Raw genomic sequence first — 11,987 nt, forward strand, 5'->3', positions numbered from 1 at the left:
CGGAAGATTGCTGGCGGTCGCCCTATTGAGTGACCGAGGGTGGCAATGAGGCACAGGAGCGTTGGCGCGATGCAGAAATGGGCTGTGGCGGTCGTTGCTCCGGGCGGCCGAGGATCACAACGTCGTAGAAGGGCAACGGTACGGAAAGCTCAAGCGAGGTTGGCGGTCGCCCCTGGGCGACCGAGGATCGCAACGTCGTGCTACGGGGGAAGGTGCTAACGGCGAGATCTTGACGGTCGCCCGCCGAGGCGGCCGGGGGTCACAACCGGCGAAAGGCACTCACGAACTTCTGCGAGAGTGCTCTGACAGTCGATCTCGGAGGTGACCGGGGATCGCAACGACGGCTCCAACTCCGACGACCGGACCGCTTGCGCGTGGCGGTCGCCCTCCAGGGCGGTCGAAGGTCACAACAACGTCGATGCGCGTCTCCGCGCCAAGACGAAGGACGTGGCGGTCGCCCTTCGGAGCGGCCGAGGATCGCAACGCAATCTGACCGAGTAGGTGATGTGGTGGGGCCTGGGCAAGAATGCCCTCTGGACGCACGAGGATCGCAACGCCCACGAGGATGACCGGTTGGAGCACGCATTCAGGTGGCGGCTGTCCTCCCGGACGGACGGTCGAGAATCGCAACCACTGGATGGTGTCGTAGTAACCAGGCAGCCGGAACAGTGGCGGTCGTCCGCTGGGTCGGCTGAGGACTGCAACCAGCTCGATCCGACCGTCATCCCCACCTGGAACGGGTGGCGGTCGCCCTCCGGGGCGGCCTGCGGATCAAAACCCCGTCGTCGTAGTCAAACTCCGCGGGGGCGCCCCGTGGCAGTCGCCCTCAAGGGCGGCCAAGGATCGAAACCACGCTCACATCGCGCCTGGGGTGTGAGCTCAATGCGTCTGCGGTCGTCCTCCGGGGCGGCGAAGGATCGCAATGGAACACAAGCGGAAGACCTGGGCCACGCCTTCTTTGCGCTGGCGGTCGCCCCCGAGGCAACCGAGGATCGAAGCAATGCCTGGATGGACTGGTGCAGCCCGTCGGGCACCCTCCTGTGCGGCCGCGCAGGGCTGGCAGGCGCCCTTCCGCGTGACCGAGACCCGGACGGTTCCCGCGTCCCCGACAACCGCTGGCGGTCGCCCATTGGAGCGGCCAAGGATCGCAACGCCACGCTCTTCTGGCTGGGGTATATCCCGCCCGCGTGTGACGGTCGCCTTCGGAACGGCCGAGGATCGCGACGTAATGTTGTCGACGACGCTCAAGTGCGGCATGCACCCTGAGCAGCAGGTCGCCCGTCACGGGGACGGCCAGCCCGCAGCGCAGCGCAGTGTCGGCTTCTCTCTTGGGCAGGGAGGCCGTGTGCTGTTGGAGGCTGCGCAGCACCTCCGGGCCGCAGGGCCGGGATGGATCCGTCAGCTGTGCGACGGCTTCTTCGATCTGCTCCCGGTCACGCTCGTCGCAGATGACGACCACCGGGACACTGTGCTCGTCTTCGATCATCTGGAACTCGCGGTCCACCTTGGGGAAGTCAAGGGCGCGCCGCAGCTTCTGGATGTGCGCTCCCAGCCCCGCCTGCAGGTTCCCGCCCTGATGGTACGAATGGTACGAATATCGCCGCTCGTAGTACTGGTGCAGCGCGTCGAACTCGTCCGGCACGGAGCGGATGCCGTCCGAAGAACTGTTCCCCGGTCTGCACCGCGGGGCGGTACTCGTCGCTGCGCGGCCGGCCGCCGTCTGTGGGGTCGAAGACGATCACGGTGCCGGAGGGCAGGCGTCCGTCGCGGTTGCAGCGTCCTGCCGCCTGCTGCAGGGACTCCGGCGGCGCCCACGCCCGGTACAGGCGTGGGAAGTCGACGTCCACACCCGCCTCGATCAGATTGGTCGACACCACCTGGACCGGCTCCCCCCGGCCGAGCAGTGCACGGATCTGTGCGATCACCTCCCGGCGGTGGGCGCTGGTCATCCGTGTCGACAGATGCAGCACCACACCCTGGGCGGAGGCGGCTTGAAGGTGACGGTGGAAACGGGCTGCGTCCCTGGTCGTGCCGACCACCGTCAGCACCTGCGGGTGCGTGGCCGTCTCCCGGGCGATGCTCTCCAGCGTGACTTCCTGCCCCGTCCGCCACTCGTACTCCACCCTGCGCAGGGCGTCGAAGAGCGCCGCCGGGTTGTCGATGACCGCTTTGCGCTCCAGCCCCTTCCACGCCGACAGCTCCCAGAACGACGGCTGGGTCGCCGAGACCAGCAGCACCGTGGCCCCGAAGTGATCGACCAGCCCCCGCAGCCCGCTCAGGATCGGCGCGAGAAGACGGTCCGGCAGCGCCTGCACCTCGTCCAGGACGATCACCGAGCCGGCCAGGTTGTGCAGACGCCGCATCTGCGACGGCTTGTGTGAGAAGAGGGACTCGAACAGCCTGACCGTGGTGGTCACCACGAACGGCGCGTCCCAGTTCTCCGCCGCCAGCTTCGCCGTCCGGGCACGCTGCCGCAACGCCTCGCGCTGCTCCTCGGCCAGCTCGCCGAACCCAGCCTCCTCCACGTCGAGGTCCACCGCACTGTGATGCTCCAGCACCACCGCCGTCGCGCCGCCGGCGTCCTCGGGGTCGAGCAGGCCCCGATACACGGCCGCGTTCTGCTCGGTAATCGAGATGAACGGCACCGCCAAAACGACACGGCGCTTGCCGTGCCGGGCCGCATGCCGCAGCGCGAAGGCGCCCGCGGCCATGGTCTTCGCCCCACCGGTGGGGACCTGGAGCACATACACGCCCGGCTCGCCCGCCGCCGCGCACGCCCGCTCGTACACCGACTGCCGCAGCGCATCCACCGGCGAGGACTCCCGCCCCGCCAGGTACCGCTTACGCCGGGCCTCATAGCGCTCCACCAGCGCCGCCATGTCCGCCCGCTCCCCCACCCGCACCGCCGCACCCTCGAAGTGGGCGGACGTGTCGAGGTAGTCCGCGTCCACGACACAGGAGAACAGCATCCTCACCAGCAGGTCCAGCCCCAACCCCTGCTCCCGCCTCGGCAGGTCGAGCAGCCAGCCGGGCAAAGCAATCCGCGACGAACGGTGCATCTCCGGAACGATCCCCTCCACAGCACGGATCGCCTCCTGAACCCGCGCAGCCTCCGAACCACCCGGACGGCCCTTGTGTAACTCATCCCGCAGCCGCTCCAGGTCCGGAAGCCCGCCATGATGCCCGAACACCACCGCCGCACACGCCAACTGCGTGTACCGCTCCGCCAGCACCGTGCCGGCATGCTTGTGTCCAATCCCCCCTCCCCCCACCTCCGCGCGCCTCGACCGCCCGGAGCCCGTCCTGCCACGCACACGCCCCCTTGCCCACGTCGTGCACCAAGGCCAGATACTCCGCCAACTCCCCGGCCCCGAAAACCTCCCCGAAACGCCGCGCCAACGCAGCCGAACCACGCAAGTGGTCCTCCAGCGTGTGCCGCACCCCCGAGACACCACTCAGGCTATGCGCATACAACACACCCGCCACTACACCCTCTCCTCCCCCACCAGACGCACGGCACCCTCCAGCCGAGACCAAGACCGTATCCGCCCCCTCGGACACCGGCCCGCCACAGACCCGAATCAGCACCGCCCAAATGCCTGGACCGCACCGGAAACACCGAGCCGCGAAGCCGTTATATTCTTGCTGACCTGGCAGCCACCACCTCTCCAGCATCCGAGCCCAAGCCAGCAGAAGCGTCGAAGACCCGAAGACACAACAGGTGCAACTCACCGATCAACGATCGCCCCAGGACAACCGCCAGAAGGCCACTGCCCCCTGGCCACCGACGTGGTGCGCATTGCGATCCTCGGTCGCCCCGGGGGCGACCGCCAGGACGAGCCGGCTTGCGATCCAGGTCTTGCCGACGCCGTTGCGATCCTCGATGGCCCCGGAGGGCGACCGCCAGCCGAGCGGGTCCTGACTCCGCGCGGGGGGGGGACGGCGGTGTTGCGATCCTCGGTCGTCCCGGAGGGCAACCGCCAGGGTGCAGCCGTCGGCCGGAGCGGACACGCTGTGGACGTTGCGATCCTCGGTCGTCCCGGAGGGCGACCGCCAGCGATGGATAGACCGAGTTCATCCCGGACACCACGTGGTTGCGATCCTCGGTCGTCCCGGAGGGCGACCGCCAGGCTGCGTGAGCAGTGGAAACAGCCTACCGCTCGCTCCTCTATGGGTGCGCATCGGGTAACAGAGTTACTGAATACGGACATACAGCCTAGGTGCGATTCGCGTGTCGCGTGTGCGCTTCCGGTTCCGAAGCAGACGTGAGGGAGGAACACACATCCAACCGTCGGCCGTATCGCGGCCATCATGCTTCGTCAAAGTACGCGATCGCCATAGGGAGGCCGATGTCGAGGCGCTGGCGACTCACTTCGCCCGGGACCGCGTCCCGACAACGGCCCTGCTGGCTCGGGGGCTGCGGTCCGGACGGTGGTGGCTGGGTGAGCAGCTCGATGTCCCCGACAGCCCGCAGCGCGATACACCTGATGCCCCATCAGAACGAGCGTCAAATGAGCGTCAAGATGCCTCACAGAGCGTCATTTGAGCGTCAAGATATCGCCCGTAACGCCCATAGCGCGCATCATGCATACCCACGGAAACCGCAGGTCAGCGGCCCTTCTCGGCAGGCTCAAGGATGGCAACGCACTCCACATGATGCGTTATCGCAAACATGTAGAGCCAAAACAGGTTAAGGAAAACCGCAGTTCAGTAGCCTGACGGGCGCAAAACGGACTCAAGGTCAATGTGCATTACGTGCATCGTGGGCGCTACGTGCGATCCCTGACGCACGCGCGGAGGGCACCGGGGCGCTCTGCGCCCGCGTGCCGACGTGCGACGTCGGCCTCTGGGCGGCGGTGTCAGCGTCGCCCTCGCCGTCGATCGCAGACGTTCCGGAAGCGATGCCACTGGCGAAGGCAGGCCGCCTGGGCACCGTCCGGGCGCCCGCGCGGTTCTGCCCGCCTTTCCCCGTCTCGCCCTTCCGGGCTCTTCCCTGAGCAAGGAAGCTCGAGCACCGCAGCTGCGTGGTGTGAGCTCAGCTCGGAACGACCGTCACGATGTCAGGCGCGATGTCCAGCACCGAGAGCGCCGCCGCCACGTGGGTCGGATTCTCCTCCACCTTGACGGTCGAGAGTTCGTTGGCGCGTGAGACGCGCCGTTCGACGGTGTTGCGGTGCGCGTAGAGGTGGGCGGCCGCCCGGGTGGTGCTGAAGCCGCACTGCACGTAGGTGAGCAGGGCTTGCCGCAGGGCTGTGTCGGCTTCGGCCAACGGCCCGAGGGTGTTGATGACGAACCGACGTGCACCGGGCCGGTCCTTCGTGAGCGCATCGATCAGCTCGACGTCGGCGTAGGCGGTGAATCGCCGGTCGGACCCCAGCCGGATCACCAGTGCCTGCGCCGCGAGGGCGTCCTGGTGGCTGGAGCGGAATCCTTCGAGTCCGCGTCCCGGCCTTCCCACCGCCGCGCGGACCTCGTCGGTCGCCGCGAGGTCCTTCTCCACGTGGTGAGGGTCCGGGACGGCTTCCCCTGAGAGCCAGATCCACCGCGACGTGGCGCTGGCGCGCGCCACCAGGGCGCTCCGGCCGCCGGCGGAGGAGCGCGCGGCGGCGATCGCCTCGTCCAGGGCGTCGGCCTGCTGGGGATCATCGACCCAGAGGACGAGACCCATGTGCCACCGCGCCATCCGGTAGCGCAGGCGCCCTTCGGCGAGGTCCTCCGCCATCGGCGCCCCACTGGCGATCAGCTGGATCAGTGCGATCCCCTCGGCATCCGTGTTCCCCATCGCCGCGGCGAGGCCGGCTTGCCGCAGGGCCGCGACGGAGTCGAGGGCGTACTGCACCAGCGACTGCGCCGTCACGTCCAGGACCCCCACGAGAAGATCGGGGTCCGCGCAGTCCGCCACGCATTCCTCAAGCCATCGCCGCCAGCCGATCCCCAGGGCCACGCGCCAGGCACCGGCGAAGTCGGGCGCGATGCCCCGGGAGACGAGATCGTTGATGTACTCCGTGGTCCTCGGACTGACGTAGGGCTCTACCCTCCGCCCCGGTTGCTGAACGTTTGCGGTCAACCATTGGACCAGCTCAGAGCGGTTGAGCGCGCGGTCCTCCTCGACCAGCGATGCGTCCGCGAGGAGAGCGGGATCGTTCTGGGCGACGAGAGAGGGCCTTGCGAAGGCGTCGACCAAAGCGTCCGTTTCCGTCAGCAGGCGCTGACACAGTGACCTGATCGCATCGGCAACCTCGCAGGAGGGCGGGGGCCACAGCTCTTCCATGTTCTCAGTGTCCCTCTGCTCTCGGGGGGCCGAGGCGGCCCGACATGCCGTGCCACAGACAGATGAAGGGTGTGTCGGCGGCCTGGCCGACGACGAAGGCGCGGGCCGCCGACCGCTGTTTACCACCACTAAACGGCGGCAGATTTATCACACCCACGTCGGCGCCACAAGGGGTTCTACGCTGTCGCCACCTCCGCAAGGGCGCACCGACTGCCTCTGGCGCGCATGCCTTGGATTAGCCTCGTGTCACGGAGAGGACTCGTCCGGGTCGGCCCGTCATCTGACAGGCACACGACCTCGGCCTCAGGACGGGCGGGGCGGTGAGCACATCATGTCCATCGGTGACGGCAGGACAGCAGGCGGAGCGGAAACAGGCGCCGCCGCCCTCAAAGCGTCCACGGGCGCGCAGCTGCGGAAGATCAGGCTCGATCGTGGGTTGTCGTTGACGGAGGTCGCGCACCGGGCGGAGGTCACCAAGGGCTTTCTGAGCCAGTTGGAGCGTGGGCTCACCAGCGTGTCCGTCCCGACGTTGCTGCGCGTCTGCGAGGCGCTGGGGATCGGGGTCGGGGAGCTGTTCGCGTACCCCGACGAGCAGGTCGTGGACGGCGGAAACCGGATCGGTATGGGCGGTGAGGGCGTGGCCGAGTACCTGCTCACGCCCGTCGGCGCCACGGCGTTCCAGGTCTTCCGTTCCGTGATCGAGCCGGGCGGGGGCACCGGAGGCCCCTATCGGCTCGACACCGCCACGATCTTCGCGATGGGGCTGAGCGGTTCGACCCGTCTGATTGTCGGGGGCGAGACCCGGATGCTGTCGGAAGGGGCGTCCACGTCGTTCTCCGGCCAGACGCTTCACCAGTTCGACAATCCGGGTACGACGGTGAGCGAGGTCCTCTGGGTCCTGTCGCCTCCCCTGCCGCGCGCCGCGCGAGGGGCCGCCTAGATCCTGTCGTCGCATGCCGGCCCCGCGTCAGGAGTGGTGCGGGGGCGGCGGCTGTTTCGCAGGACCCGGCGGTCTTGTCGTAGCGGGTGGCGATCTCACACCGCGTCGTCACGGAGCAGGCGTCGCCCGACCCTCAGGAACCCCCGCGCCCACCACGACGGAGCGCCCGCCGGGCCCGTGTCCTGCTGCCGTTGAAGAAGTCGTTGAACCGGTCCAGCCCCCAGACGGTCCGGAGGACGAACGGCTGCATCAGCAGCGACATCGACGACGAGTACTTCGGGGTGTCCGACCAGATGCCGGCGAGGTCGTCCGACATCTCACCGTCGACGATGTAGTCGGCGAGCTGGTGGGTCACGTACGGCACCTGACAGAGGCCGTGGCCGTTGCAGGCCATCGCGTAGAACACATTGTCACCCACCTGCCCGGCGACCGACAGCCAGTCCGGGCTGATACCGATCCAACCGCCCCAGGCCCGCTCGATGGCCACGTCCGACAGTGACGGGAACCGGTTGGCCAGATCCTTCCCCATGTCCCGCACGACACGGGGGTCCGGGACCCGGTCCGGGAGCGGGTACGTCTGTCCTCGCTGCGCTTGGCGGACCCCGCAGACGATGGTGTTGCGCTCGGTGAGCCGGTAGTGGGTCATCAACTGGTGCTGGGTGATGATGCCGGACCGACTGGTCCAGTCCAGCGCGGCGAGCCGCTCCGGCGCGATGGGTTCCGACTCGATCTCGATGACGTACAGCGGCGTCGCGAGGTTCTTGGGCGTGATGTCCCACTCGCCGCCATAGACGCTCGTCGCGAGCAGCACCTTGTCGGCCCGCACGGTGCCGTGCGGTGTCGTGATCTCGACGGTACTGCCGGTCCGCCGGACATCGCTCACCCGCGTCTGCTCGAAGACCTTGGCCGAGGAGGTGAGCAGTGCACGACGCACACCACGGGCGAGCTTGCCCGGGTTCAGCATCCCGCCGGTGGATTCCCGCATCCCGCCCACGAAGCCGGCGGGGAGGCCGAGCTCCTCCCTGCTGCCGACGGTCCCGTGCCCGCCGAAGGCGCGCAGGATCGCCGCCTGGGTACGCACCCTGAGCATCATGAGGGGTGAGACCGCACCCCACACCAGGCCGTTCGCCACGTAGTCGCAGTCGATGTCGTGCGCCTTGATGAGGTCTTCCACGTAGCGGCCCGCGTTCTCCGCCAGTTTGGCCATGACCGGCATCTTCTTCGGGGACTGGAGGCTGAGCATCCGCAGGTCGCCACCCGGCGCCCCGGCGATCTGACCGCCGTTGCGCGAGGCCGAGCCGTAGCCGCAGAACTCGGCCTCCAGCAGGACGACGTCCTGGTCGCGCTCCGCGAGGCGCAGCGCAGCTGCCATGCCACCCATGCCGCCGCCGATGACGGCGATGTCACAGGTGAGGTCGCCGTCCAGCGCGGGCTGCACGTCGTCCGGCGGGTCGATCCAGCCGGTGAAGCTGGTGTACTTCGTGCTGTCGGTCCTCATGCTGTCCCGATCTCCTTCCAGGTGGGGCGTCCGCCCCACTTCGTACTCCGCGTCGAGGCGTGCTCGGCAGCGCGCCCGATCCCCCGTTCCCGTCCGGCCGATCAACCGTGGCGGGCGGCTCTTCGGCGAGACGCGTGAGAACGGCGAACAGGAGGTTCTCCGTCTTCTGCGTCTCCGTCTCAGTCCTGAGAAGTCGTGGCCCCGAGCGAGGCCCGGCCCGTTCGCCGCTCTCCCTTGGCCGCGACCGAACGGGCGGGCAGGTCCCCCATCGACAGGAGACCGGGACGCGCCTCGACGACCGCGGCGGAGGCGTTGACCGCCGCCGCGACGGTGCTGAGGAAGGAATCGAAGCCCACGGAGGAACGGAGGTCGACGACCTGCTCCTCTCCGACGATCCGGTAGTCGTCGCCCGCGGCCACCTCATCGGCCGGCTCGAAGAACCCGAACGTGATCTCCAGGTCGATCACCACGTCGCCCTTGAGCACGCCCCGGGCGGCATGAGTGACAGCCGCGATCTGCCCCGGTTCGATACGCATGTGGTCGCCGACGCGCGGCGAAGTCGTCACGACGGCGGGTTCGACCTCTCCCACGTCCACCGAGTCGAGATCCCATCCGAGCCCTGCCGCGAGCGCCCCGATGGCCTGCTCGAAGCCGTGGTGCCCCCGACGACCTCGCCCCGGCTGCGAGCCGTCGCGAACTCTCGCACGGTCAGACCGAGGCCGAACTTCGACAGGATCGCGCCGTAGCGTGACATGTTCGTCCGTCGGCGGATCCGCACGCTCTCCACACGCTGGGTCAGTGCGGTCAGAAGGAGGGGAAGGGTGTCCATCAGGACGCCCGGGTTCGCCCCGCTGCCCAGGACGGTCACGCCGTGCGCCTTCGCCGTGTCGTCGAGCCGTCGGGCCAGATCGGGGTGGCTCCGCCATGGATGGGCCAGCTCTTCGCAGATGCTCAGGACGTTGTACGAACGCTCCAGCAGCGGCAGCAGGACGTCGGCCGCCCTGTGCAGATCCGAGACGGTCGCCACGATCGCGAGGTCGGCGGCGGGCAGCTCGGCCGGGTCGCTCACGACGACGACACCGTTCGCGAGGCCACCGAGGAGCACGCCGAGGTCTTGACCGACCACGCGGGGGTCCCGGTCCGCCGCTCCCACGATCTCCACATCCGCGCGTCGCAGCAAGGAAGAGGCGATGGCCCGGCCAGTGGCACCGAGCCCCACCACGACAGTCCGATTCTTCAACGTCACTCCCTTGGGCGCCACGGTCGGCCCGCCCACGACACGGTGCTCGGCGAAACCGGACTTCGCCCGTGGCGGTTGCCTGGTACCCCACTGTCACAGGCCGCGGCCGTGGTGAGAACGACACTGGGCACCGGCTTCCCCCGAGGGCGGTGCACGGTGCACAGACCGGCCGCGCCCTTGCGCTCATGAGCTGACCGGCAAGTCGCTCAGAGTCGCTCGTAGACAGCCGGCCGGCGCGCTCGCAGGACGAGGGCCTGCACCGCGCCGGCCACGGCCGAGAGGGCGACGAGGCCGCCGATCACCCAGGCACCCGCGGTGGTACCGACGAGGAGCGCGAAGTTGGCGACCAACAGGCAGACCACACAGGCCAGGCCGAGGAAGGCGACGCCCGGGGCCACGACCGTACGCCACACCGGCTGCCGCCCGTCGGCGCGCCGGAAGAAGCCGATGACGGCGAGACTGGTGGCCGCCATCAGCAGGACGATGCCGAGCGTGGCGGCGCCGGAGAACCAGGCGTAGAGGTCCCCGACCGGGTCGAGGTCGAGCACGGCGACGACGACCGTGGTGACGAACGCGACCGCCGAGGCGACGGCCGAGGACGCCGACGGCGCGCGGTGCCGGGGATGGACGACGCTCAGCGACGCCGGAAGCGCACCGGCCCGGGACAGCGCGAACTGGTAGCGCGTCACGACGTTGTGGAAGGCCAGTACGCAAGCGAACTGGCTTGTGATCAGCAGGAGTTGCATGGCGTCGGCCCAGACGGACCCCACGTGGCTCCGCGTCAGCGTGAGGACCAGGCCCTCGGGGTCGGCCTGCGCGGCTCCGACCACGGCGTCAACGCCGGAACCCACCACGATCGCCCACACGGTGAGCGAGTAGAAGGCTCCGATCACCAGGATCGCGACGTATGTCGCCCGCGGGACCGTGACGTCGGGGTCCTTCGCCTCGTGGCGGAACACGGCCGTCGCCTCGAAGCCGATGAACCCGAAGAGGGCGAACATGACGCCGAGGCCCAGGGAGCCGGTGCCCACGATCGAGGGCGAAACCGGCTCGGCCGTCAGTCCGTGGGCGCCGCCGTGGCCCACGATGCCGAGGTCCAGGACCAGGAGCAGCAGGGATTCCAGCACCAGCACGGCACCGAGCACCTTGGCGCTCAGTTCGATGTCGCGATAGCCGAGAAAGGCGATGACGCCCAGCGAGACGAGCGCCCAGACCCACCACGGGGAGCCGACGTCGGCGTACCGCTCGATGACGTCGCTCGTCGCGACCCCGACATAGGCGTTCACCCCGACGAGAAGCAGCGTGTAGGAGAAGAGCGCGAGGGTCGCTGCCGAGAGACCGGGGATCCGGCCCAGCCCCGCCTGGACGTAGGCGTAAAAGGCCCCCGCGTCGCGTACCCGTCCGGCCATCAGTGTGAAGCCGACCGCGAAGATCAGCAGCAGCACGGTGGACAGCGCGAAGTACAGCGGCATCCCCGGGCTGCCGCTCACGGCGAAGGCGAGCGGCACCCCGCCGACCACAAGCCCGAGCGGTGCCGCCGCGGCGACGACCATGAAAACGATCTGCGACACGCCGAGCCCACGGTGGAGCGGGTTGCCCGACCCCGCTTCACCGCCGGGTGCATCGGCGTGCCCTGTCCTGGAGAGGTCGGTCATCGCGATCACCTTTCGGCTCACGGGCCGGTACCGGCTCGTCATGGGTGGATGAAGGAGTGCGTGGAGCGGTACGCCTGCGCGCACGAACAGGTGCGGCTCCCTCGCGGTGGCTGAGCCGGAGCGGCAGGAGGCGGCTCCTGCCGCCCGAGAAAACGTGGCCCCGTGCGGGTCCGGGGTCGTCGGCCGCTTCCGCTCGGCCGCGATCGCGGGAGCGACGGCGGCGCCCCCCCCTGCGGCTCGATACACCCGGGGGCGCGACGCGCAGCGAGGTCGTGACGACAGCGGGTACGACCTCTGCGCACGACCACGACGAGACGTTCAGTAGCACTAAACACCGGGAGTAAGCCCTTACCGCGCCGGTCTTGCTGCCCGCAATGGCTGCG

The 11,987-nt window shown here is 69.0% G+C and carries 7 protein-coding genes; 1 reads left to right on the plus strand and 6 read right to left on the minus strand.

Features of this window, described 5'->3' with window-relative positions; all coding sequences use genetic code 11:
- Nucleotides 1-1,514 precede the first annotated feature (1,514 nt).
- Together HB370_RS00870 and HB370_RS00875 are read right to left on the minus strand one after the other, a co-directional pair.
- Nucleotides 1,515-3,233 carry a DEAD/DEAH box helicase gene (locus tag HB370_RS00870; protein WP_051816356.1) on the minus strand — a complete coding sequence of 573 codons (1,719 nt, stop codon included), beginning with the start codon at nt 3,231-3,233 and terminating at the stop codon, nt 1,515-1,517.
- A 1,802-nt stretch (nt 3,234-5,035) separates the two neighbouring features.
- The gene (locus HB370_RS00875) at nt 5,036-6,271 is read right to left on the minus strand and encodes a helix-turn-helix domain-containing protein (RefSeq protein ID WP_030794942.1); all 1,236 of its coding nucleotides are present in this window, start codon (nt 6,269-6,271) and stop codon (nt 5,036-5,038) included.
- 331 nt (nt 6,272-6,602) lie between these two features.
- Between HB370_RS00875 and HB370_RS00880 the strand changes: the two genes are divergently transcribed.
- Complete coding sequence (locus HB370_RS00880; RefSeq protein WP_030794945.1) at nt 6,603-7,211, plus strand: XRE family transcriptional regulator; 609 nt, start codon at nt 6,603-6,605, stop codon at nt 7,209-7,211.
- A 133-nt stretch (nt 7,212-7,344) separates the two neighbouring features.
- Here HB370_RS00880 and HB370_RS00885 read toward each other — a convergent pair whose 3' ends face one another.
- The 4 genes from HB370_RS00885 to HB370_RS00895 all read right to left on the minus strand — a co-directional run bounded on the left by HB370_RS00885 (nt 7,345) and on the right by HB370_RS00895 (nt 11,520).
- A complete protein-coding gene (locus tag HB370_RS00885; RefSeq protein WP_030794948.1) occupies nt 7,345-8,709 on the minus strand; it encodes an FAD-binding oxidoreductase in 1,365 nt (454 codons plus the stop codon).
- Nucleotides 8,710-8,888: 179 nt separating this feature from the next.
- Nucleotides 8,889-9,347 carry a hypothetical protein gene (locus HB370_RS41550; RefSeq protein WP_244405989.1) on the minus strand — a complete coding sequence of 153 codons (459 nt, stop codon included), beginning with the start codon at nt 9,345-9,347 and terminating at the stop codon, nt 8,889-8,891.
- Nucleotides 9,272-9,949, minus strand: a complete 678-nt coding sequence (locus HB370_RS41555; protein WP_244405317.1) for a Gfo/Idh/MocA family oxidoreductase — start codon at nt 9,947-9,949, stop codon at nt 9,272-9,274. Before HB370_RS41555 ends, HB370_RS41550 begins: the two co-directional genes overlap by 76 nt.
- Before the next feature lie 206 nt (nt 9,950-10,155).
- Nucleotides 10,156-11,520, minus strand: a complete 1,365-nt coding sequence (locus HB370_RS00895) for an APC family permease (RefSeq protein WP_244405318.1) — start codon at nt 11,518-11,520, stop codon at nt 10,156-10,158.
- Between the last annotated feature and the right edge of the window lie 467 nt (nt 11,521-11,987).

It is taken from the genome of Streptomyces sp. DSM 40868, from assembly GCF_011820545.1.
GTDB classification, from domain to species: domain Bacteria; phylum Actinomycetota; class Actinomycetes; order Streptomycetales; family Streptomycetaceae; genus Streptomyces; species Streptomyces eurythermus.

Coding starts and splice junctions, on each gene's coding strand:
- HB370_RS00885 (WP_030794948.1), bottom strand. CDS start 8,709: ATGAGGACCGACAGCACGAAGTACACCAGCTTCACCGGCTGGATCGAC.
- HB370_RS00875 (WP_030794942.1), bottom strand. CDS start 6,271: ATGGAAGAGCTGTGGCCCCCGCCCTCCTGCGAGGTTGCCGATGCGATC.
- HB370_RS00880 (WP_030794945.1), top strand. CDS start 6,603: ATGTCCATCGGTGACGGCAGGACAGCAGGCGGAGCGGAAACAGGCGCC.